The sequence below is a fragment of the Polaribacter sp. Hel1_33_78 genome, assembly GCF_900106075.1.
In the GTDB taxonomy this organism is placed as follows: Bacteria; Bacteroidota; Bacteroidia; order Flavobacteriales; family Flavobacteriaceae; genus Polaribacter.
Genome location: NZ_LT629794.1, coordinates 1,060,728 through 1,085,699, shown reverse-complemented (window position 1 = coordinate 1,085,699; position 24,972 = coordinate 1,060,728). Strand labels below are relative to the sequence as shown.

Annotated in this window: 16 protein-coding genes; all 16 read left to right on the top strand. The window is 31.1% G+C overall.

Annotation, left to right across the window (positions count from 1 at the left end):
* The first annotated feature begins 365 nt into the window (after positions 1 to 365).
* A complete protein-coding gene (locus BLT88_RS04610; RefSeq protein WP_091953313.1) occupies positions 366 to 1,454 on the top strand; it encodes a hypothetical protein in 1,089 nt (362 codons plus the stop codon).
* Positions 1,455 to 1,472: 18 nt separating this feature from the next.
* A complete protein-coding gene (locus tag BLT88_RS04605; RefSeq protein WP_091953312.1) occupies positions 1,473 to 5,222 on the top strand; it encodes a T9SS type A sorting domain-containing protein in 3,750 nt (1,249 codons plus the stop codon).
* A 1,241-nt stretch (positions 5,223 to 6,463) separates the two neighbouring features.
* Positions 6,464 to 7,573, top strand: a complete 1,110-nt coding sequence (locus BLT88_RS04600) for a RagB/SusD family nutrient uptake outer membrane protein (protein ID WP_172824256.1) — start codon at positions 6,464 to 6,466, stop codon at positions 7,571 to 7,573.
* Positions 7,574 to 7,590: 17 nt separating this feature from the next.
* Complete coding sequence (locus BLT88_RS04595; protein WP_091953309.1) at positions 7,591 to 8,727, top strand: SusE domain-containing protein; 1,137 nt, start codon at positions 7,591 to 7,593, stop codon at positions 8,725 to 8,727.
* Between the two features lie 8 nt (positions 8,728 to 8,735).
* Positions 8,736 to 9,467, top strand: a complete 732-nt coding sequence (locus tag BLT88_RS04590; protein WP_091953307.1) for a GDSL-type esterase/lipase family protein — start codon at positions 8,736 to 8,738, stop codon at positions 9,465 to 9,467.
* 104 nt (positions 9,468 to 9,571) lie between these two features.
* On the top strand, positions 9,572 to 10,231 hold the full coding sequence (locus BLT88_RS04585; RefSeq protein WP_091953306.1) for a T9SS type A sorting domain-containing protein: 660 nt from the start codon (positions 9,572 to 9,574) through the stop codon (positions 10,229 to 10,231).
* Between the two features lies 1 nt (position 10,232).
* A complete protein-coding gene (locus BLT88_RS04580; protein WP_091953304.1) occupies positions 10,233 to 12,191 on the top strand; it encodes a T9SS type A sorting domain-containing protein in 1,959 nt (652 codons plus the stop codon).
* A gap of 13 nt (positions 12,192 to 12,204) precedes the next feature.
* Entirely contained in the window at positions 12,205 to 12,375 is a 171-nt protein-coding gene (locus BLT88_RS14220; RefSeq protein ID WP_172824254.1) for a hypothetical protein, read from the top strand.
* 52 nt (positions 12,376 to 12,427) lie between these two features.
* A complete protein-coding gene (locus BLT88_RS04575; RefSeq protein WP_091953303.1) occupies positions 12,428 to 14,950 on the top strand; it encodes a hypothetical protein in 2,523 nt (840 codons plus the stop codon).
* Entirely contained in the window at positions 14,951 to 17,299 is a 2,349-nt protein-coding gene (locus BLT88_RS04570) for a glycoside hydrolase family 2 TIM barrel-domain containing protein (RefSeq protein ID WP_091953301.1), read from the top strand.
* A gap of 3 nt (positions 17,300 to 17,302) precedes the next feature.
* On the top strand, positions 17,303 to 18,958 hold the full coding sequence (locus BLT88_RS04565; RefSeq protein ID WP_091953299.1) for a glycosyl hydrolase 53 family protein: 1,656 nt from the start codon (positions 17,303 to 17,305) through the stop codon (positions 18,956 to 18,958).
* An 18-nt stretch (positions 18,959 to 18,976) separates the two neighbouring features.
* The gene (locus tag BLT88_RS04560; RefSeq protein WP_091953298.1) at positions 18,977 to 20,623 is read left to right on the top strand and encodes a solute:sodium symporter family transporter; all 1,647 of its coding nucleotides are present in this window, start codon (positions 18,977 to 18,979) and stop codon (positions 20,621 to 20,623) included.
* A 1-nt stretch (position 20,624) separates the two neighbouring features.
* A complete protein-coding gene (gene galE, locus BLT88_RS04555) occupies positions 20,625 to 21,656 on the top strand; it encodes a UDP-glucose 4-epimerase GalE (protein ID WP_091953296.1) in 1,032 nt (343 codons plus the stop codon).
* A 1-nt stretch (position 21,657) separates the two neighbouring features.
* The gene (locus tag BLT88_RS04550) at positions 21,658 to 22,548 is read left to right on the top strand and encodes an aldose 1-epimerase (protein WP_091953295.1); all 891 of its coding nucleotides are present in this window, start codon (positions 21,658 to 21,660) and stop codon (positions 22,546 to 22,548) included.
* Between the two features lie 16 nt (positions 22,549 to 22,564).
* On the top strand, positions 22,565 to 23,713 hold the full coding sequence (gene galK / locus BLT88_RS04545) for a galactokinase (protein ID WP_091953293.1): 1,149 nt from the start codon (positions 22,565 to 22,567) through the stop codon (positions 23,711 to 23,713).
* A 24-nt stretch (positions 23,714 to 23,737) separates the two neighbouring features.
* Positions 23,738 to 24,760 (top strand): UDP-glucose--hexose-1-phosphate uridylyltransferase, encoded by a 1,023-nt coding sequence (locus BLT88_RS04540; RefSeq protein ID WP_091953292.1) that lies wholly within the window; start codon positions 23,738 to 23,740, stop codon positions 24,758 to 24,760.
* The last annotated feature ends 212 nt before the right edge of the window (positions 24,761 to 24,972 follow it).

Genomic DNA, 24,972 nt, shown 5'->3' with positions numbered 1-24,972 from the left:
ATTCCCTTACCTAGTTTATACCAATAAGAAACGCCGCTTTATAAATTATATAAACTAGAGAGTATATTTTTTTGAGGTAAAAAGAATAAAACCTATTCATACAGTTTACATTAAAAAACTTTAAAAATTAAAATAGATATTTTTACCAACCTCCATGTATTTATTATAAACACAAATTAAAAGCTACTTTGATATTAAGTTACAAATTACCTAACCAGTTTAATATTAAAATACAAAAAAATCCATAAAAATATTATACAATTATTAAAATATACGATTTTAACTACCTTATTAAACGAATATCACACCCTTGGTTAACATGAATTTAACATTTATTTGTGTTCTAATTATAAAACATTGTAAACATGAATTTAAAACAAAACAATTTGAGATTCCCCCAAAATGCAAAAAACAAAAATTCTATAATTGAATTATTACTAAAACTAAAAAACACTTCTTTATGGGTCATTTTACTGTTTTTAACACAGAGTATATTATATGCACAATCTTATGGTGACAGGGATGGTACCAAAAAAGACACTTGGATTATAAATGACGACAACAGCAATAACAAATCAGCTTTAAGGGTTCAAGATGCAAACTCTGCTTGGCTTTTTGTAAAAAATGGAAATAAACTAGATTTTAGATTTGCTGATAATACAGACCATACTAATTATGGTAATCGGAGAATGGAACTTAATTGGGATGGAAGATTAGAAGTTTATGGTGGAATTAAATCAAATAAAGATATAAGTTTGAAACCAGGAAATGGTATAGGTCTTAAATTTTGGAATAGTTCTGCATACAAAATACATATGGGAACAGGCGATTATTACTCCTATGGCCCTGTTACTAGTTATGCTATTAAAACGAATATGACCGACCATAGCAATAGGGGCTGGGTTTGGGGTGTCTATCATAAAACGCCAGTTGCCGCATTAAACACAAAAGGAAATATGAAATTAAAAGGTAGTATAGATGTTGCTAGCCTTACAGTAGGGACCGATAAAAAAATTGAAGGCGCACTAGCACATTTTGATGGACGTGTTTATATATCTGAAGAAAATGGTACCGAAGAAGGTTTTGGTTCTACAACAAAAGATAACTACAGAGACTACTTGCTTTGGGTAGAAGAGGGTATTGTAAGTACCGATTTTGCTCTTGCTGAATTAACAGAATGGCCAGATTATGTTTTTTATAATGATTACAAATTACCAAGTCTTGCTAATGTAGAAAAAAACATAAAAGAAAATGGGCATTTACACACCATGCCTTCTGCTAAAGAAGTAGAAGAAAATGGCTTCACCGTAAAAGACATGACCAAGCGCGTTGTAAAAACTATAGAAGAATTAACCCTGCATACCATTGCACAAGAAAAGCAAATCGAAGCTCAAAATAAATTAATTGAAAAGCTCTCTAAACGTTTAGAAAAGTTAGAACAAGCAAATAAATAATAACTATTAAAACATAATATGATGAAAAATATTAAAATAATAGCCTATTTATTTTGTTGTTGTGTCTGCAATTTCTGCTTAGGGCAACAAAAAACAACAACCCAGGAATTAAATATTAAGAAAGGCTTAAAATTTAATAAAAACAGCCAATTTGGAATTAACAAAACAGGTACAGGAACTATACAAGTAGATGTCTTTGATAGTCTAGAATATGAAGATAATCACGCTGCACCTGATTCTTCTTTTATGTATGGATTTAAAGCTACTGGAAATCCAAACGGAAATTATAACAATACGGGCTACACATACTTAAAAAAAGATGTCTGGTGGTGTACTCATGATCTATTTTCTCGGTGCGAGGATTTGTACTTCAGAACTGTTAATAGTAACGATTTAAAATTCTTTAAAAAAGCAGTAAAAAATAGAGATACTAAATTTTCATATGACGGTCAAGGAGATTGGCACATAATGGGAGAAATTAAAACCGATATGGATGTAACTATAAAACTTACATTCAGTGATGGTGCTACATTAGATGACATTATAGGTATAAAAATACCGGGAGTAAAAGAATTAACTAAAGAAGATTTTGAAGGTACCGAACCATTATATTCAATTGAAGTATATAGAGGTAATACAACTCCAGAACACACCTATTACCCAAATGATGATATTGTTGTTTTTGAAGGAGATTCAGTTGTCTTTAAATCTAATGTTGGCTTTGATAGATTAGAAGGTCTTACAGATCTTGCCATACAACGTTATGCAGGTGAAAGTCTCTTTATGTCAAATGCTGTAAAACAAGGTGCTCATAAGCCATTTCTTTTCTACGACAGTAATGTACATGGTGTAAAAATGAGAAGCTATCCAGAAAGTTGGGCCAATGGCAATCATAAATACCCTACATTTTCAGAAAACCAAGGAGAATACACCATATCTTGGATTGCAAATTCACGAAGAGATCATCTTTACAACAATTCTCCTAGTAACAATGAACCTTTATCTGCTTATAAATTAAAAAGCGATTTTGATTTAGCAGAAGGTTTTCCCAATAAAAATAAATTTTCTGGAGACCTTGCGGTTTTACCCAAACAAAGAAACAACCAAAAGGAAGGTTTAAATGTAGAGATTTTAAAGGCTTATGAAGAAGGTAAAAAAGGAGTAGCCGGTTTAGATCCAGATGAATTAATTTATAAAAACTTTGCTCAATCAAAAATCTCTGGTGAAAATATACCTAGCAATACTAATTTTACCTATGTAACTGGTGATGAGTGGAAAAAACTTGAACCTAATCATCCTGGTGATATCAATTACAGCTTACAACAAAGTATAAATAAAATAGGTGAGTTTATTGATCCTAACGAGTATTATGATTTCGAGCTAACTGAAATTATGGATAAAAATTTATATATCCATAAAAACAGTACTGAATCTATAGATAATGAAACTTTTGATTACAGGACAGAGCAAAATATGTTTAATCATAAAAGACCAATTGTTTATAGTCCAAGTGCTAATAATAAACCTGTATTTCATAATTCTTCAGAATTAGAATTGATTCATCCAAACAATGATTACAATGAGACAATAAAAATTGCTGTTTTATCACCTCTCGAAGGTAAAAAACATGGTGTTGTTTATAATCAATTAACCGAAGATCATAGAAAAGATCCAAAAATAAATTTTTATGGCATAATAAATGGTCCCTCTTTTGTTGCAAGGCATCAGACGAATGTTATTTATTCAGTAAATAATCTACCTCATATTAATGATGTTCCTGGAAAGTTTGAATTGGTATATACCCACGAAGATAATAATGGATTTATAACTACTAAAAGAAAACAAGTATATTATGAAAATAACGATTTTATTATTGATAAATTTAGCGGAGGCGGCTATCATGAAATAACATTGCAATATACCCGTAATAAAACTAAAGGAACACCTGTTATTATTGCAGGTAAAGAATTAATAGATGTAGACTTGCGTTTTATTTTTGCACCGAACGAAAACAATTCTAAGGATTTTAGCCATAATCCTACAGAAATTTTCAAAGCAAATAATGTTGGAATATTTAAAGGAAAAGTAAGACTATCAGAACAAAAAGGAAATGGAAATCGTTGGTTTTTAAGCAGCCAGAGCGATCAACTGAAAGATGATTATGGATTAAATTATGGATATGAAGACCATAATGTAGTTAGAACATATGCGTTGAGTGAACAAGAGAGTGTAACCTTGTCCGTTTTAGATGCTGACCCACATAGTTTTACACATTATGAACCAGATTGGTATTTATCTGAACGTAGATTGAGTAAACGAATAACAGATAATGAACTAAAGAATGTTGGCGGAGATTCTTATATAAAATGGTATAAAGCCGATAATTTAGAATTTAATAATGCAGAACAAATAAGCACTGGTAAACATTGTCTTTTTGAGCAACAACCGTATGGGACTTATTATGTAAAAGCAGAATTTAATGAAACCAGTAAAATTATTGTAAAAATTAAAGTTAGAAATACTAACAGTAAAGTAGATCAAATAATTAGTACTGCTGGCCAGAATTTAGGTGTTGTAAATTATTATCCTTTAAATGATAATCAATTTGAAGTACTAAAATCAATAAAAGGAGACCATATGGGTTCAACTACAAAAGACGATTATAAAATTTTAGCAATTCAAGATATTTTGAGTACATATACATACGGTGCTCATGATCTCACAACTTCTATAAATACCAAAACAGGACCAAGATTCAAGGTTGATGGAGTTGAAGTTGGTGAGCATAAACGATTTTCACCACAAAATAATTTTGATGCCCGTTTTGATTGGACAATTAAAGATGAATTTGGAGCTAATTTGAATAAAAACCATTTTTTATTCTATCATTTCGATAGTAAAAAGGACCCTAATTTAGAAAAATGGTTTCCTAAAAATTGGATTCGCCACCTAGATAATGTCCCACAATCTCCTGAAATACCATTTTTTGTCAATACTGATAAAATACATGCTTTTAATACAGAAGATGATCCTAAAATAGAGGATTTAAATAATAACGATAGCTCACTTTATGAGCCTTGGCAAGTCCGTTTGCCTTGGATTGCGCAAAAAGGAGTACACGGCTATAAAACCAGATGGAATATTAAAACTGTTTATGACATCAATAAAATGTTTGATCTTAATCACATAGGAACTGCTTACAAAGCATCAGGTGTTACAGCTCATGATTATCATATAGCAGTAAATGGAATAGATGGCAGTAAAATAATACCAGGTTTTGATGGTGTTATGAGAGAGAAACAAGAATTTTTCCATCATTTAAAAGCAGGTAGAATGGTTATTCTTAGATTACACCAATTTGAAAATGAGCCATCTAAGATACAAGTTATTGTAACCAATAACCCAAAGGACACTACGCCTTTAGGTACTGAGGTTTATGATGGAACTGTAACTTTGAATACTAATACTAATCAATCAAGAACAGCACTTAACACAGATAAGATGGCGTTAGACAATGATATTCATGTATATCCAAACCCAAGTAAAAGTGGTGTTTTTAATATACGTATATCAACTAAAGAGAGTAGTTTGGTAACACTAGAACTGTTTGATGTTCTTGGCAAAAGTATTTACAAAGAACAGCTTTCTAACCAAATAGGTGCACGTACCATAAAAATTGGTGAAGGTTTACAGCTTAAAACTGGTGTTTATATTTTACAAGTAAATAGTAATGGTAAAACAACAAATAAAAAGTTAATTATAGAATAAATGTAAAATTATTCTAAACCTCTTTACAATTTGTGATATCCATAAAAAAGCGAAGTCTTAAAAAACTTCGCTTTTTTTTATATGCTATTGTAATTACTTTTTAAAAACCAAGGCATTATCCTATAAAATAATGTTTACATTATTAAACCAATACAAAACTTAACCATGCCCTTTATAAAAGTATATATACATCAAACTACACTCCAAAGCGCTTTGCACAATACAGCCGTTACATATAAGTATACTTTTTACCAAATTGCCTGGTAAAAACAGCATCGTTTTAAACTACAAATTGTATCTAAAAGGGCTAAAACATTATAGTTGTTAACAATTTGCGTTTAACCTTGTTTTGGTGCTATGGGAGGTACAGAAGAAGTTACTACAAACTTCAGTATCTATTTAAACAAATTATAGTATGTTTTGCAACACGCGTCAGTATCTATTTTGTAAATATACTAGTATATTTTACTAAAAGTAATAGTATATTCTACTAAATATACTAGTATAAATTTATAAAAGTTGTAGTATTTTTACAAAACCTATAAAAAGAAAGGTTTTTTGCTGCAGATTGCTTTCAAAAGAAAGATACATAAATTTTAGAAAGTATGGCCATATTAAACCATAATTTAACCTAACAATCTAAAGGATTTTAATATAAATTGAGAGCTATTAAAAACTGTAAAAAAGTATTTTTAGGATATAATTTCCCAAGTTATGCCTACTTTTTATCACGTAGACTTGCACAAACATGAACACTAACTTCAAAGATAAAAGTGTTTTTATAAAGATGAGCGCCAAATAAGCTACTAAAACAATAATTAGGTAAATGCTTAAACCCTTGCATAAAGTAACTTTATTTTATCTTCAGTACATTACTTTATACCTATATATAATGCTACCCTTTTACCAATAAAATATGTACCACAATTACATAAAGTAAAAAAACTATTTATTTTTTATTGAGGCATTACAACACCAAAAGTTTATTAGAAATCTCATTAAAAAATTAATACTACAGCAAATTATCTCAAACATTAGCTATTCTGTAACATTTTGCGAGATTCTTACCCCTATTTAACGATTTTGACCCCTTTGTTATTTTGTGATAACTACGAATTTGCAAGCCAAAATGAGCAGTGCTATATCAGCTTCTTGATCATATCAATTTACACAAATTCAAAAACATTATGAGGATTTTTACATCCAATAAATTACAAACCTTTAAAAAGCAACTCGTAATAATGGTTCTTTTTTGTGTTTCACTGTTTGGTTATTCACAAAAAATTTTGGTAAAAGGAGTAATTACAGATGCAAAAACAAATGAACCGCTTCCGGGAGTAAGTATTTTAGTTAAAGGATCATCAACAGGAAATATCTCAGCGTTTGATGGCACTTATCAAATAACAGTAGCTAAAAACAAAACATTAGTATTTTCTTATTTAGGGTACAAAATCAAAGAAATATTAGCAACAACTTCTCGGCTAAATATAACCCTTAATGAAGATGCACAAAAACTAGACGAAATTGTAATTATTGGCTATGGGTCTACCACTGTAAAAGATGCTACAGGTGCAGTAACTGCATTAACCGCAAAAGATTTTAACAAGGGTAATATTACCACCGCAGAAAACTTACTAAATGGTAAAGTTGCAGGTTTAACCATAAATACGGGTGGCGCGCCAGGTTCCGGTTCTACCATAAGAATTAGAGGTGGTGCTTCTTTAGGGGCTTCTAATGATCCTTTAATAGTAATTAATGGATGTTGGGGTGGTGCACTGCGCATATCACGTCAATTTTCTGAAGTATTAGAAAGCACCGTTTACAGTGTAGACAATAGAAACACAAGCATTAGTGAAAATAGACCCATAGAAATTACAAGTATTGGCAATAACGGTACTGGCTATATACTTGGCAAATGGTCTAATAAAACAAGTTTAGGCACAAATGGTAGTGCCAATGAAATTGTTGACACAGATTTTCCAATGTTTAGATTGGCAGACGTGTACCTAATGTATGCAGAAGCCTATTTAAGAGGTGGCGGCGGCTCTCTAGATATTGCAGTTGATTTTATAAACAGACTAAGACTTAGAGCAAATAACAACAACACCATTACAGCAACAGACTTAGATTTAGACTTAATTTTAAATGAACGTTTGGTAGAACTCCATTGGGAAGGACATAGAAGACAAGACCTTATTAGGTTTAATAAATATACCGGAGGTAGTTATAATTGGTCTTGGAAAGGCAACTCCGTTTCAGGAATTCCACTAGCAACAACTAGAAGTGTTTTTCCAATACCAAGTGCAAGTTTAGCCTCAAACCCTAATCTTAAACAAAATTCAGGTTATTAAAAACAAATTATACTACAATGAAAAAAATATTATTACAATCATTTGCATTTATTCTTATCATTTCTATGTTTTCTTGTGAAGAGGAAAACTCACCCATATTTGTTGCTCAAGCTGATATTGATGGTATTGAAATTAAAAGTGTTTTTGCCGCTAATTATCTTATTTCTAATGAAACAAAAGATAATATTGCAGACCGTATTATATGGGATGCTGCAGACTTTGGTACAGCCACCAATGTTACTTATGAAATTCATGGTGCTTTAGATGCTAGTTTTACATCATTTGATGTTATTGGCACTACCAACCAAAATAACTACCCAATATTAATTTCAAATCTTTTAGACTACGCCAATCAATTGGATTTAGATGGAGATCCTAGCACTACAGATAGCGCTGGACTACCAAATAATACCGGGCAAATGTTTATACGTGTAAAAGCAACTGTTGGCACTGCAGATGCCTTAGAAACTTTATCAGATTTTGAGACCATCAATTTTACTTGGATAGAAATAACAGATACAGGCTCTTGTGATGCCCTTTATGTATTAGGTGAAGGCATCACTGATATGGGTTGGAATTTTCCGGGATTTGAAATGCCTTGTGAAGCAAATGTGTTAAAGGTAAAGGTGCGCTTAGGCAATGCACATTTTAGATTTTTTACCACTATTGGAGATTGGAATTCTGGTCAAGATTACACTTACTATGAAGATCGTGGGTATGCCATAGATGCAAGATTAGAAAATGTACCTGCTGGTGATAACTTTAATTTTAATGGAACACCTGGTATTTATACAATTACTATAGACAATAAAAATAAAATCATTGATCTAAAAGAATCTAGCTCTCTTTGGGCAGTTGGGGGAGCTGTTCCTGGAGGCTGGGCTTTTAGTTCAGATACAGTTGAATTTGTTGAAAACACGCCAGACATTTGGTCTGCATCAATTACACTATCTAATGAAATCTTTAGATTTTTCCAAACCTTTGGAACGTACGATACTGATAATAACTTCGCTTATTACATAGATCAAGGTTTTACAATCGATTCTAATTTTGAAGATGATGGTGGTGGCGATTCTAACTTTAATTTTTTAGGAACTGCTGGAACTTACACACTAACTATAAACGCTGTTGATAAAACAATCACACTAAATTAAAAACAGAAATGAAAAACTATATACTAAAACCTTCTTTTATCTTTTTGCTGATATTGTCTTTAAATTCTTGCAGTCAAAACAATGAAGAAAACATCATTGAAGTAGAAGAAGTTGTAATACCTGATAATTTATATCCATTAGATGATATTGTAATTTCTAATCATACTAATTGGACAAAAACACATTACCCAAAAAGAATTGCAGAATTCAAAGCAAATCCTTTAGAAACAGGTGATATTGTATTTATTGGAAATAGTATTACAGAACAAGGTGAAGACTGGGCATCAAAAGTTGATAATTCCAAAGCAAAAAACAGAGGAATCGCTGGTGATACAACAGAAGGTATTTTAGCTAGATTAAATGAGATAACTTTTTATAAACCAGAAAAAGTATTTCTTTTAATAGGGATAAATGATTTGTTTCATAATCCTGATGCTGTTGAAAAAATCCACGAAAATATTTTAAAAATTGTGGCTGAAATCAACACAAAAAGTCCAAATACCCAAATTTTTGTTCAAACTGTTTTACCAACAACTACAGACAATTTAATTCCTAAAATTAAAGATTTGAATGCTGCATTAGAAAATTCATCATTTGAAAAACCATTTACATTCATAAATCTTCATCAACGTTTTGTATTGCTGAATGGGAAAATGAATATGGATTTTTCTACTGATGGTGTTCATTTAAATGAAAAAGGGTATGAAATCTGGTCAGAAATGATTAAGAATAGTATTTAATAAACAGCACTTTATTTGAATTAGTAAACAAAAAGAGGGAAACCTTTTAGGAAACTCTCTTTTTATAAAAAAACGTAAACACAAATTAATAAAAACCATAAATTATGAAAACAAAATTACTTTTTATCGCATTATTAGTATCAACTTTTATCAATGCACAATCCATTGAATTTACATCGGCAGAATTAACAACTGCAGAAATTGGTAGTACAGTTAAAGTAGATTATAAATATACAATAGCAGCAGATGGTTACATTTATTGTGCTATTAATTTGTTAGATGATTGGACTTGGACAGCAGAAGTTGTGGGTGTAGAATTGGCAAATGCTGTTGCAGGAACAGATGTAACAGGCTCTTTTGATTTAGCAATTCCTGAAGGAACAACTCCAACAGCAGACTTAACAGGAAACTTAAATTATAAAATTAATATTGAGTTAAAACAAACCCCAGATCAAAGTACTTGGTTAGCAGGTCAATATCCTGCAACACAAATTAATTTAACAGCTTCTACTGCAAGTGTAAATGATGATTTTTTGAATAATGTAAAAATATATCCAAACCCTGCCCAAAATAATCTGTTTATAAAAAGTGAAAACAGCTTGAATATTTCTAATATAAAAATCACAAATTTGTTAGGTAAAGAAGTATTTACATCAAATTTAATTGATAGTAAAATTGATGTTTCAAACTTAAAAACTGGTGTTTATATTTTAAAAATTCAATCAGAAAATGCTTCAAAAAACATAAAATTTATAAAGCAATAAGATGATGATTAAGAAAAAAATAATATTACTATTTGCTATAGTTTTTGTATCGATTACAAATGCACAATCCATTTCTTTTACATCAGCAACGTTAACCAAAGGCTTAATTGGTAATACCATTCAAGTAGATTATGAATATACAATTGGAGCATCTGGTTATATCTATTGTGCTATAGAAAATCAGCAACAAAATTGGACAAGTATTTCTACTGTTGCAAGTGCAGATTTAAATCCTGCCCCAGCAGGAACTAGTGTAGCAGGTTCATTTTCCCTAGTAATTCCTACAAGTACAATTCCTTTTTATAATTTACCAAATGGTTCTGATGGAGTACAAACTGTGTATAGAATTAAAATTACGTTAAGTGATAGTAGTTTTAATTACTTAAATGCTCAATTTCCTGGAGATTGGATACAGTTAACAAATTTTGCAAATTTTACTGGAACCACAGATTCAAATTGGTCTACAACTTCTAATTGGGATGTTGATGTGCCAAATGCAACTACAAATGTAACAATCCCTGCAAGTCAAAATGCAGTGATTTCGTCAACAACTGGCGCCAATACAAATAATTTAACTGTTAATGGTGCAGGTTCTTTAACCTTAAATGCTGGTGGTTCTCTAAAAGTAACTGGAACATCAACAGGAAACATTACTTATATTGTTAATGTTTCAGATACAAATTGGCATTTGGTCTCAAGTCCTGTTAATGGCGAACAATATGATGATACTTGGATTACAAATAACGATATTGCATCAGGTTCAGATTTTACTACAAATAGAGGAATTTCTTGGTATGATAACACAAGTTTAACTTCTCCAAATATTGCAGGTGAAGGTGGCCATTGGAGATATTTTCAAGGAGGAGCTACAGCACAAAATTTTGGAACTGGAGTTGGTTATGCTTTAATAAAAGATACAAATCCAGGAGTTAGCTCTGGTAATTTTAGTTTTACAGGTACTATGCCAAGTTCTGTAAGTCCAGCAATTAACCAAGGAGTAAATAATTGGAATCTAATTGGGAATTCTTATCCTTCTTATATGGATGTTGCTGCTTTTATTACTGAAAATGGTACTAGTGGTACAGATAAATTAGCTGATGCAAATCAGGCTATTTATATCTTTAACGCGTCAACAAGTGCTTATGAAGCACTAACAACTGGTTACATACAACCAGGACAAGCATTTTTTGTGAATTCAAAATTAGCATCTACAACAGTGGCTATTACAAAAGCAATGCAAAGTCATCAAACAGGTGTTACCTTTTACAAAACTAACTTACCAAGTATCAATTTATCTGTTTCTAATAATGCAACTACAAAAAGCACGGCAATACATTTTTATGATGAGGCTACTAAAAGTCTAGATCCAGGTTTAGATATAGGTTTGTTTGATGGCGTATCATCTGATTTAAGAATCTATTCTCACTTGGTTGATGATAATCAAGGGATTTCTTTTGGAAAACAAGCTCTACCACTTTCTGAAATGGAGTCTGTTGCAATACCTATTGGTTTAGAAGCAAAAGCAAACCAAGAACTTACTTTTTCTTTAAGTGCTTTAAATTTATCATCTGACACCAAGGTGTACTTAGAAGATAAAGTAAAAAATACCTTTACACTATTCACAAATAATGAGGTGAAAATTACTTTAAATGAAGCTGCAAATGGAATTGGAAGATTTTATATAGTTACTTCCAGCAACGCACTACAAACAGAAAACATCATTTTGCAGCATGTTGCTGTTTATCCAACAAATGATACAAATTTAAGAGTTGTAGGACTTCCAAGTGGTAAGGCGAGTTTAAAGTTGTTTAATACATTGGGTAAAGCAGTTTTTACTGCTTCTTTCTCTGCAGATATAAAAATGAATGATATTAGGCTACCTCAATTATCAAAAGGAGTGTATTTAGTTCAAATACAAACCAAAGAAGGAAATTTAAATAAAAAAATAATTTTAAAATAAAACAACAACTCTGATGAAACAAAGTAAGCAACCTAACGAAAAAATTACACGTAAAAAAGCCATCAAAAAAATAGGAAATTACGGTAAATATGCCGCATTAACGGCTTTAGGCACCTATCTTATTTTAAATCCACAAAAGGCACAAGCCAATTCTGTACCTTCAGATCCAGGATCAGGTTTTTAAATATTAAAATTATAGCATGGTAAAGTACCCCCTTTTTACATTTTTATATCTCTTGTCTCATTTTATAACAATTGGTCAGGCAAGTACTTATGTAGATGAAAAAGGGGTTTTTAGATACCTTAAGAATAATGAAGAAATTCGTTTGTTTGGCGTAAATTATACCTTGCCTTTTGCACACGGTTTTAGGGCGATAAACTATTTAGACAAAAATCATAAGCAAGCCATTGATAAAGATATATATCACATTACTCGATTGGGTTTAGATGCTTATCGAGTGCATATTTGGGACATGGAAATTACAGATAGCTTAGGGAATTTAATAAAAACACCTCAACTAGATGCATTAGATTACACACTAGCCAAATTAAAAGAAAGAGGAATTAAAACCCTAATAACTCCTTTTAAAGTTGGTGGCAACGGCTATCCTGAAAAAGATTTTAATGTAGCTGGTTTTAGTGCCAAATTAAAAAAATGGCAAACCTATGCTGATGTTGAAGTATTAAAAAAACAAGAACGCTATTTTACACAATTATTAAATCATATAAATCCTTATACAAAAATTGCCTATAAGCATGATCCAGACATTATTGCACTTGAAATTAATAACGAACCCATTCATAATAAAGGAAAAGTGGCCACCGCCTACATTAATAAAATGATAAAAATAATACGAAACGCTGGGTTTAAAAATCCCATTTTTTATAATGTATCTGAAAGATCTGAGTTTGTAGATGATTATTTAAAAGCTCCTATACAAGGCTGCACATTTCAATGGTATCCAACAGGTTTGGTACATAATAGCCAATTGAAAAATAATTTTTTACCAAATGTAGACCAATATCAAATTCCTTTTCAAGAGAAAAAAGCATTTCAAAATAAAACTAGAATTATTTATGAATTTGATTCGGGAGACACAAATTCATCCGTAATTTTTCCTGCAATGGCTAGAAGTTTTAGAGAGGCAAAATTTCAATTTGCCACTCAATTTGCTTACGATGCTATAGACTTGGCATATGCCAACACAGAATATCAAACCCATTATTTGAATTTAGCGTACACACCTTCCAAAGCAATTTCTTTAAAAATTGCTGGGGAGGTTTTTCGCGAAATACCGAATGGAAAGAGTTTTGATCGTTTTCCTGAAAATAACAGTTTTTCTAACACAACATTAAATTATGAAAATGATGTTGCTCTTTATAATTCAGAAACTAAATTTTTCTACACGAATACAACAACGGCTAATCCAAAGAAAATAAATAAATTGAAACATATTGCAGGTGTAGGCAATTCAAAAATTATAAATTACTTAGGAAATGGGGCTTATTTTTTAGATAAGATTGAAGAAGGCATTTGGCGTCTTGAAATTTTACCAGATGTACTTTGGGTAAAAGATCCTTTTGAAAAAGCAAGCCTAAAAAAAACAGTTGCTGTTTTGCAAAATCACGTAAATAATATTTCAATTGATTTGAAAAGTTTAGGAAATCGTTTTTTTGTACAAGGCATTAATAATGGGAATTCATATTATAATCAAGCTAAAAATAAAACTGTTGCAATAGCACCCGGAACCTATATAATTTCTGCTGATAAATTAACCTCTGATTTTAAAATCAATCAAAAATTAGGGAATATTAAATTAAGTGAATTTGCAACAATAACTCAAAAAATTGAACAAACTTATGTAGTTCATCATCCTTTACATGAAATTGAAAAAGGAGAAAATCTTAACATTAAAGCTCAAATTGTAAGCCCTAATAAAATAAATACAGTTGAAGTTGTTTTACCTTCTGGATATCAAAAGACAGATAATTTTGAAATGATTCAAAAAGATAATTTCACTTATGAAGTGATAATTCCTATTACTAAAATACACAAAGAACTTTTTAATTACTACATTGTTGTACATACAGATAAAAGACAAATTACATTTCCAGAAAAGATATCTGAACATCCTGCAAATTGGGACTTTGTAAGTACCCAAACCTACAGCACAAAAATTGTAGAAAATGAACCTAATGTTGTTTTATATGACGCTATTAAAGACAATTCCAAAAATTTTCTATGGCCAAGACAATGGTATGCAATGCAACATAAGATTGAAAAAAAATTGCATAAAGTAGCTTCAAAAGACTATCTAAGTATTTATACTGATAGCTTAATAAAGAAACTACCAGACTTATCTTTTAAAATTTTATTGAATGACATTGCAAAGCGTTCGCAAAATAGTTTGGTAAAGACTACTTCCATAGTTTTAACCGCTTTTACGGGAGCTAAAAAAAGGCAGAAAGTTCAAGTTGGCCTGCAATTAAAAAACGGACAGGTTTTTGGGAAAGTTATTGAATTAACTTCCAATAAGAAAGATATTATCATCCCATTTCATGAACTAGAAAAGGTTTCGCAAGTAGTATTACCAAAACCATTTCCTTCTTTCCAATCCTATTTTTTAAACTCCTTAGCAGATTCAAAATTTGATGTTAAAGATATTGAAGCCATTCAAATTTCAATTGGTCCTGGAATAAAAAAAGAAAGTTATAAAAAACCACAACAAGTATTTATCAATAAAATAGTTTTACAATAAATGAAAATAATTCACCCCACAATTTTTATAGTACTTATTTCAAGTATCATTGGATGTGCAAAAAACACCAATTTTAGCTCAAGTAAAGAAAAATTTAATTCAGATTGGTATTTTACAAAAGTAGAGAATGAAGATGTCTCCGATCATACCTTTATAAATGAAGAAGCATTTACAGCTTGGCAAAAAATAAGTCTACCACATACTCCACAAATTGAGCCTAAAATTGTAAATAATCAATGGCAAGGTATCAGTTGGTACAAAAAAGAATTTTTACTACCACACTCTAAAAAGGGGAAAAAATTATTTTTGCATTTTGAGGGCGCAATGAATATTGCAGAAGTTTGGGTAAACAACAAAAAACTTATCACACATCATGGGGGCTATTTGCCTTTTGTGGTTGATTTTTCTGACGTTGCTAATTTTTATAAAGAAAACACTATTGCTATAAAACTAAACAATAAAGACAACCCAATAACAGGACCTAAACCTCTGGAAAAATTAGATTTCAATACGTATGGAGGTATCTATAGAAATGTCTGGTTGATTACTAAAAATAAACTCTATATTACAGATCCAATTCTAGAAAATAAAACTGCAAGTGGTGGCATTTTTGTACAGTATAATAACGTTTCAAAAGAAAAAGCCACTATACAAATTAAAACGCATCTTAGAAATGAAAATAGCACATCAAAAACTATCTACATCTCACATTCTTTAATTTCTAATGATAGTATCGTAAAAAATATAAGGAGCAAAAAGATTAATTTAGCGGCAAATTTTGATAAAGAAATAGTCTTAGAATTACCTGTTGAAAACCCTAAATTATGGTGTCCCGATTTTCCAAATTTATATGTTTTAAAAACAGTAGTTACTGCAAATAATACAGTTGTGGATACTGAGAAAACGACAATCGGTATCAAAACAATGGAATTTAAAGGTCAAGACTTTTACTTAAATGGTAAGAAAACATTTTTACGAGGCGTAAATCGTCATCAAGAATACCCTTATATTGGTTACGCCCTTTCTGACAATGCCAACTACAGAGATGCCAAAAAGATTAAAGATGCTGGATTTGATTATGTAAGACTATCGCATTATCCGCAAAGCAAATCATTTATGAATGCCTGTGATGAGTTGGGTTTAATTAATATCAACGCCATTTTAGGCTGGCAGTACTTTAGTGAAAATAAAGCATTTCAAAAACATATTTTTCAAACCGCTAAAGATTTAATTCGTAGAGACCGAAATCATGCATCTGTGATGGCTTGGGAAGTTTCTTTAAACGAATCTTGGATGCCAGAAACCTTTATAGATTCCTTAACTATAATTGCTAAAGAAGAATATCCTGGAAATCAAAACTTTACTGCAGGCTGGCAATCTTATGGCTATGATATTTACTTACAAGCAAGACAACATCGCCTAAAACACTATGATAAAAACTTAAAAAAGCCTTACAATGTTTCTGAATATGGAGATTGGGAATATTACGCTATGAATGCTGGTTTACATCAGGATTCGTGGGGTGATTTGTTACAACAAGAAAGATCTAGTAGACAGTTGCGCTCGGCAGGAGAAAAAGCTTTACTGCAACAGGCTACTAACATACAAGAAGCCCACAATGATAATTTAAAAACACCTGCGTTTTCTGACGGTTACTGGGCAATGTTCGACTACAACAGAGGTTATGCCAATGATTTAGAGGCCTCAGGAATTATGGATTTATTTCGTATTCCCAAACCAATGTATTATTTTTACAAAAGCCAAAGAGATGCAGACAATCCCAATGGCAAACCAATGATTTATATTGCCAACCAATGGAAAGAAGATAGCCCTTTAGATATTCGTATTTTTAGCAATTGCGAAGAGGTTGAACTTTTCTTAAATGGAAAATCCTTAGGGAAACAAAAACCTGATAATAATAGAATTTCAGATAAAATAAACCATCCTCCATTTACTTTTAATCTGTCAAAATATCAGAAGGGAAATTTAGAAGCAAAAGGATTTATCAATAATAAAATAGTTGTAAACCATACTGTAAAAAGTCCAAAGAAAGCAAAGAAAATTGAATTAAAAATTGATAAAAGCAGTTATGAAATTGATAAAAAAAATAATGATGTAGTTTTACTGTACGCCAATATTATGGACGAAAATGAAACTATTATAACAAATTCTTTAGATAGTGTAAAATTTACTTTAGAGGGTAATGCAGAATTAATAGGTGAAAATCCTGTAAAATTAGAGGCTGGTACAGCAAGCATACTTTTAAAAGTATCAAAAAAATCTAAAAATCTAAAAATTACTGCATCGACAAGTAAAACAAATTTTAATGATATAATTTCAATTCAATAAAAAATGAAAAAAATTATTGTAATCTTTCTGTTGTGTTTCTCAAACATTTTAGTGTCTCAATCTATAGAAATTACTGGGTTCAATGAAAATCCGCTTCAGGTAAGTCCCTTATTAGGCTCAGATTTAATTGTTAATTTTAAATATACCAGTGAAGCAGGATCCACTGGGAATAACATTTTTATAGGTTTAGAAATTTTAGACAGTAACAACCAATATGTTAGTTATATTAATGGAGTTACATTAAATAATCAACAAGCAGGCACTAATGTAGAAAAATCTGCGGCATTCTTTGTGGGAAGTGTTCATAAACCTTCAGAAGATTTACCTGCAGGTCATTATTATCAAGTAAAAGCCATTTTATATCAGAGCGGCGGTTGGGTAGAAAATGCGTGGGCTGGTTATTGGAACTCTCCAAAAACAGAATTAGAAAACTCAAATGATTACAATTTTAGCGCCAAAACAATAGCAAAAGGGGCAGATATAAGTTGGATGACAGAAATGGAAGACCAAGGTTATACTTGGAAAGATAATGATGGCAATACAAAAGAATTATTGCCCTTATTAAAAGAATATGATATAGATGCTGTGCGTCTGAGAGTTTGGGTAAATCCAGAAAACTCCAATGCCAATGGCTGGTGTGATATCGATGATATGGTAGTTAAAGCAGAAAAGGCGCATGCTAACAATCAAGATATTTTAATTTCTATACATTATAGTGATTGGTGGGCAGATCCAGGTCAACAAACCAAACCTGAAGCCTGGACTAATTATTCTTTATCGCAATTAGAAACAGCAGTTGCTAACCATACAACGGCTATTCTAAACGCTTTAGATGCCAAAGGCATTACCCCTAAATGGATTCAGATAGGAAACGAAACCAATGATGGTATGTTATGGACCACTGGAAAAGCATCTACCGGAGGTTTTGCTAATTATGCTAAATTTTTAAATGCCGGTGCCAATGCTGTAAAAACATTTAATAGCAGCATTAAAACAATTTTACACATTTCTAATGGATATGATAACTCGTTCTTTAGATGGAGTATCGATAGTTTAATCAGTAATGGATTTCAACAGAATCAGTTTGATATTATAGGCATGTCTTTATATCCTGATGAAAACAATTGGAAAACTTATGTGGATGCCACTTTTAATAACATGATTGATTTAAAATCGCGTTATAACAAAGATGTAATGCTGGTAGAAATTGGTTTTTCTAATAGTAGACCAGACATAACCTATCAATATATTACTTATATGATAGAAAAAACTAAACAAGCAGAAGGTTTAGGAGTTTTTTATTGGGAACCCATTGCAAGAAGCCCATTTGTGAATTACTCCAAAGGAGCTTGGGATGCTGATGGCAGCCCCTCAGTTGCCATGGATGCATTTATAGATAAGTCAGCCCTAAGTGCGGATACAGTTAATCTTTCAACTGATGCTTTATATATTTTTCCAAATCCTACACGTAATCTAATTACAGTGAACTCAACAGAAACCCCAATAAATAGTTTGAAATTGTACAATACAAATGGAAATTTGTTAATTGATAAAAAAGGGAATCAACATAAGTTAGAATTGGATTTATCTAAACTAGCAACGGGTATTTATTTCTTAAACATTAACCATAATGTTGTAAAAAAGATAATTAAACAATAACCTTCAACATCCCATAACATGCAAATATTCACATTCCTAGCATTCACAATCTTAGTTGCTGTAATTTCTTATTTAGCAACAAGAAAAACAGCTGAAACCTCATCTGATGGTTATTTTTTAGGAGGGAGAAGTTTAACCGCAGGCGTTATTGCAGGTTCATTATTGCTTACCAATTTATCTACAGAGCAAATTGTAGGTTTAAATGGAGCTGCCTACACCAGTGGTTTATCTGTTATGGTATGGGAAACATTAGCTGCCATAGCCATGGTAGTTACAGCCATTTATCTGCTCCCGAAATATTTAAAAAGCGGTCTTACCACTGTTCCTGGTTTTTTAGAAAAAAGATTTGATGTTACTACAAAAACACTAACCTCAATATTATTTTTAACAGGTTATGTAGTTGTACTTTTACCTGTTATCTTGTATTCTGGTTCATTAGCAATTAGTGGCATGTTTGATGTACCCTCTTTATTAGGGGTTACACATACTCAATCTATATGGATTTGTGTGTGGGGAATAGGTATAATTGGATCTATTTATGCTGTTTTTGGAGGTTTAAAAGCGGTTGCCGTTTCAGATTCAATAAATGCCATTGGTTTATTAATTGGTGGTGTTCTCATTCCTTTTTTTGGATTATTGCTCATTGGTGATGGCGATTTCTTTGATGGATTACATATACTAACAACTCAAAATCCAGAAAAATTCAACTCTATTGGTGGTAAAACAGATCCGGTTCCGTTTTATACCATTTTTACAGGGATGATGTTGGTGCAATTATTCTATTGGGGCACAAATCAGCAAATTATTCAAAGAGCTTTAGGAGCAAAAAATTTAAAAGAAGGGCAAAAAGGATTATTATTAGCCTCATTTATTAAAATTTTAGGACCAATAATAGTGGTACTCCCAGGCTTAATTGCCTATCATATTTTTGAAGGCAATCTAGAAACAGCTGATAGCGCCTACCCAATGTTGGTTAAAAAAGTATTACCAAAAGAGTGGGTTGGATTTTTTGCCGCCGTTTTATTTGGTGCCATATTAAGTTCATTTAATAGTGTTTTAAACAGCTCTGTAACCTTATTTGGAATTGACGTTTACAAACAACATATAAATACAAATGCAGATGAAAAAACTGTAGTTAAATATGGAAAAACCTTTGGAGTTCTGCTAGCCATTGCGGCAATGTGTATAGCTCCTTTAATTGCAAATGCCGGGAGTCTATTTGATTATTTACAAGAAATAAACGGTATCTATAGCATTCCAATATTAACGATAATTGTGGTTGGATTCACTACTAAAAAAGTACCTGCAATAGCTGCTAAAATTGGTTTGGTATCCGGTTGTGCATTGTATATTATTAGCCAATTTTTACTACAACCTTATTTTATAAATGCTGCTTTAACAGATGCTAACCTACAAGGAATAACTGAATCCTCTGAATTGGCTTTAATCAAATCACAAGCCTATCCGCACTTTTTAGACATCATGGCAATATTATTTGTACTAAATATTTTAATTATGTTAGTTATAGGTAAGTTGAAACCTAGAAAAATTGCATTCCGCCAAAAGTACACGCAACAAGTAAATATTGCTCCTTGGAAATATGTTCATATTACTGGAATAGGTATAAGTTTAATTGTGGTATTCATCTATATATATTTTGCATAATATGAAAAAGAAAGTATTGGTTACTGGAGGTTGTGGTTACATTGGTTCTCACACAGTTGTAGCGTTAATTCAAAATAATTTTGAGGTAATTATTATTGATGATTTATCAAATTCAAATGCACAAACCTTAAATAATATTAAAAAAATAACGGGTGTAAAGCCTACTTTTTGTGAATGTGACTTAAAAGACATTCATCATGTTAAAAATGTTTTAAAATATAATAAAGATATCGAGGCTACCATTCATTTTGCCGCATATAAAGCCGTAGGAGAATCTGTTGCTCAACCTCTTTTATATTATCAAAATAATTTAGTAAGCCTCATCAATATTTTAATTTCTCAATTAGAATTAGGAAATATCAATTTTATATTCTCTTCGTCTGCAACGGTTTATGGCAATCCAAAAAAACTTCCAATTACAGAAGAAAACCAAACTGAAAGACCGTTTTCTCCTTATGGAAACACCAAAAAAATAGCAGAAGAAATTTTAGAAGATTTATCTAAAGTAAATGCTGAATCCAATATGATTTCTTTACGTTATTTTAACCCTATAGGAGCTCATGAATCAGGATTAATTGGCGAGTTACCAACTGGTATTCCTAATAACTTAATGCCTTATATTACACAAACTGCTATTGGGCTGAGAGAAAAGCTATCCGTTTACGGCAACGACTACCCTACTCCAGATGGCACTCCTATAAGAGATTATATTCATGTTGTAGATTTAGCAAAAGCTCATGTTAAAGCACTAAAAAGACAGTTACAACAAAAACAAGAAAAAAACTTTGAAACTTTTAACTTGGGAACAGGAAATGGATATTCTGTTTTAGAAATTATTAAAACTTTTGAGAAAGTTTCAAATAAAAAATTAAACTACGAAATTGTGGGAAGAAGAAATGGTGATGTACCTTCATTATATGCAAACGCTAAATTAGCCGAACAGAAATTATTATGGAAAGCAAATAAAAGTCTTGAAGAAATGATTACTTCTTCTTGGTTATGGGAACAAAAAGCTAGACACCAAACCTTATAATATGTTTACAATTCAAAGCACCACAGAAGAAGGGTTACCTATTATTATACTGCAAAATAAAAGCAATACTACTTCCGCAAAAATTAGTTTAAATGAAGGTGGAAGACTTAAAGATTTAAAAATTAAGACCATTACTTTAATCAAAGAAATTCCAGAGTTTGATTATAGTACCTCGTATGCTTCTTCAATTTTGTTTCCTTTTGTAGGCAGAATGGCAGAGGGAAAATATAGCTATCAAAATAAAGAATATCAATTAAATTGCAATGAAAATAGCAATAATACTTTGCATGGTTTAGTTTACAATAAAAAATTTAACGTTGTAAAAGAAACAAAAAATGTAAACTGTGCCTCAGTTATAATTAACTATGAAGAAACTAATGAAAATTTAGGATTTCCTTACAAGTTTAATCTTCAATTAACTTATACACTATTTGAAAATGAGATTAGGCTATCTGTAATGATTAAAAATATAGATCACAAAACCTTCCCTTTTACTTTGGGTTGGCATCCTTATTTTTTTTGTGACAAACTATCTAGGAGCACTTTAGAGTTTGAAAGCAATCAAAAAATTAAATTCAACGAAAACTTAATTACAGAAAAAGTAATTGCGCATAAAACCGAAAAATACTTTAAAATTAAAGACCAACAATTAGACGATTGTTTCATCTTAAATGCTAATACTATTAATTTTTTAACACCAGACCATCATATAGAAATTTCATCCAATCAATCAGAAAACTATTTACAATTATACACTCCAAAAGATTTGCCACTTATTGCAATTGAACCAATGACAGGCGTTTCTAACAGCTTTAACAACAACATTGGATTGCAACAGTTAGCTCCAAATCAAAAACATTCTACAACATGGAATGTGAAATTGAATTCATAATAAAGCCGCTTACAAAATGAATACTCTATTAATTAAACAAGTTAAAGAAGCGTTTTTAACAACTTTTAAAGCCGATCCTATATTGATTTTTTCACCTGGAAGAATCAATATTATTGGAGAACATACAGATTATAATGAAGGCTTTGTTTTTCCGGCAGCCGTTAATAAAGGTATTGCTGCAGCCATACAAAAAAGTGACACAAATGAATGTGTTGCCTACGCTATTGACAAAGAAAGTAAAATAACGTTTGATTTAGAAAATCTAAAACCCTCTAAAGAAGGAAACTGGGAAAATTATGTTTTTGGGGTGGTGGCAGAAATACAAAATAAAAATAAAGTTATTGGTAATTTTAATATTGCTTTTAAAGGAGATATTCCTGGAGGTGCAGGCATGTCTTCATCAGCAGCACTAGAAAATTCTGTTGTTTTTGGTTTAAACGAACTTTTTAATTTGGGCTTAACCAAACACGAAATGATTTTAATATCACAAAAGGCAGAACATAATTATGTAGGTGTTAAATGTGGTATTATGGATCAATATGCAAGTATGTTTGGCATTAAAGACCATGCCTTACATTTAGATTGCAGAACAACAACATCTAAGCCTTATAAAATTGATTTTAAGGACCATCAATTAATGCTAATAAACACAAATGTAAAGCATAGCTTGTCTGATAGTGCATATAATGATAGACGCTCTGCTTGCGAAAATATTTCTGAATTGTTAGAGGTTAAGTCTTTAAGAGATGCTACAGAAGCAGATTTAGAAAAAATACTTGATCAAGTTACTCCTACTAATTTTCAAAAAGCATTATATGTAATACAAGAGATTGCTAGAACTAGAAAAGCAGCAAAAGCTATTGAAAACAATGATTTAGAATTATTAGGCCATTTAATGTATCAATCGCATGACGGATTATCTAACCAATATAAAGTAAGCTGTGAGGAGTTAGATTTTTTAGTTTCACAAGCTAAAAAAAACAACTATGTTTTAGGAGCTAGAATGATGGGAGGAGGTTTTGGTGGATGCACTATTAACTTAATTTCTAAAAATGAAGCAAAGAATTTTGCAGAGGCAACTTCAAAGGCTTTTAAGAACACATTTGATAACGAATGTTCTGTCTATTTTGTAGCACTATCGCAGGGAACACATATCGTAAATTAAGTAATCAGAAAGAAAATAACACCAATGGAAAATACAAATTTGCAAGATTATTCTCATAAAAGATATAATATTTTAACTGGAGAATGGGTTTTGGTTTCTCCACACAGAGCAAAACGTCCTTGGCAAGGTCAGAATGAAGAAATTTCAGCAGAAAAAAGACCCTCTTATGACGAAAATTGCTATTTGTGCCCAACCAATACCAGAATTAATGGTGAAATAAATCCCGACTATAAAGATGTTTTTATATTTACCAACGATTTTGCTGCTCTTCAAAAAGACTCACCTGCATTCGAAGTAAATGACGGTTTATTAATTGCCAAAAGTGAAACCGGTATTTGTAAGGTAATCTGTTTTAGTCCAGACCATTCTAAAAGTTTAGCTGAAATGGAAGTTGAAGAGATTACAAAAGTGGTAAATGCTTGGCAAAAAGAATATGCAGAATTAGGTAAAAATGAAATGATCAACTATGTGCAAATTTTTGAAAATAAAGGGGCTGTAATGGGATGCAGCAATCCGCATCCTCATGGACAAATTTGGAGTCAGTCTAGCTTACCAAACGAAGTCTATAAAAAAGATATGCATCAAAAATTATATTATAGTAAAAAGAAACGAAGCCTTTTAGGTAATTATGTATTACAAGAATTAAAAGCAAAAGAAAGAGTTATTTATGAAAATAATAATTTTGTAGCCTTAACTCCTTTTTGGGCCGTTTGGCCTTTTGAAGTTATGATTGTGCCTAAAAAAGCGAAAAAAAATATCATTGAACTTTCTTATGTAGAAGTCAAAAACTATGCTGAAATAATTTCTGTAATTACAAAAGCTTATGATAAATTATTCAATGTTTCCTTTCCTTATTCAAGTGGCATTCATCAAGCTCCAACAAATGGAGCAGAAAATGAACACTGGCATTTTCATATGAGTTTTTATCCACCTTTATTACGATCTGCAACTGTTAAGAAATTTATGGTAGGTTATGAAATGTTTGGATCGCCTCAAAGAGATATTACCGCAGAAATAGCGGCTAAAAGATTAAGAGATTTAATTTAGTCATGAGTTTCAATAAGACTTTAACGCTTCAAATACAGCAAAATTATTACACTAGCTTTTAATATGTACAGGTACTGAAAATGATGTAATTAAAATTAATATCAGAATAAAAAAATAATACAAAAACAAGATTCATCTCAAAAAGAGCTTTGAAAACAAGCATTTTATGTATCAATTCGAATTAATTTTAGTTAAAATTAAATAGCCATAAT

What these genes read in the sequence shown, in the direction of transcription:
- BLT88_RS04610 (WP_091953313.1), top strand. Translation starts at nt 366, where the DNA reads ATGAATTTAAAACAAAACAATTTGAGATTCCCCCAAAATGCAAAAAAC.
- BLT88_RS04605 (WP_091953312.1), top strand. Translation starts at nt 1,473, where the DNA reads ATGATGAAAAATATTAAAATAATAGCCTATTTATTTTGTTGTTGTGTC.
- BLT88_RS04600 (WP_172824256.1), top strand. Translation starts at nt 6,464, where the DNA reads ATGGTTCTTTTTTGTGTTTCACTGTTTGGTTATTCACAAAAAATTTTG.
- BLT88_RS04595 (WP_091953309.1), top strand. Translation starts at nt 7,591, where the DNA reads ATGAAAAAAATATTATTACAATCATTTGCATTTATTCTTATCATTTCT.
- BLT88_RS04590 (WP_091953307.1), top strand. Translation starts at nt 8,736, where the DNA reads ATGAAAAACTATATACTAAAACCTTCTTTTATCTTTTTGCTGATATTG.
- BLT88_RS04585 (WP_091953306.1), top strand. Translation starts at nt 9,572, where the DNA reads ATGAAAACAAAATTACTTTTTATCGCATTATTAGTATCAACTTTTATC.
- BLT88_RS04580 (WP_091953304.1), top strand. Translation starts at nt 10,233, where the DNA reads ATGATGATTAAGAAAAAAATAATATTACTATTTGCTATAGTTTTTGTA.
- BLT88_RS14220 (WP_172824254.1), top strand. Translation starts at nt 12,205, where the DNA reads ATGAAACAAAGTAAGCAACCTAACGAAAAAATTACACGTAAAAAAGCC.
- BLT88_RS04570 (WP_091953301.1), top strand. Translation starts at nt 14,951, where the DNA reads ATGAAAATAATTCACCCCACAATTTTTATAGTACTTATTTCAAGTATC.
- BLT88_RS04565 (WP_091953299.1), top strand. Translation starts at nt 17,303, where the DNA reads ATGAAAAAAATTATTGTAATCTTTCTGTTGTGTTTCTCAAACATTTTA.
- BLT88_RS04560 (WP_091953298.1), top strand. Translation starts at nt 18,977, where the DNA reads ATGCAAATATTCACATTCCTAGCATTCACAATCTTAGTTGCTGTAATT.
- galE (WP_091953296.1), top strand. Translation starts at nt 20,625, where the DNA reads ATGAAAAAGAAAGTATTGGTTACTGGAGGTTGTGGTTACATTGGTTCT.
- BLT88_RS04550 (WP_091953295.1), top strand. Translation starts at nt 21,658, where the DNA reads ATGTTTACAATTCAAAGCACCACAGAAGAAGGGTTACCTATTATTATA.
- galK (WP_091953293.1), top strand. Translation starts at nt 22,565, where the DNA reads ATGAATACTCTATTAATTAAACAAGTTAAAGAAGCGTTTTTAACAACT.
- BLT88_RS04540 (WP_091953292.1), top strand. Translation starts at nt 23,738, where the DNA reads ATGGAAAATACAAATTTGCAAGATTATTCTCATAAAAGATATAATATT.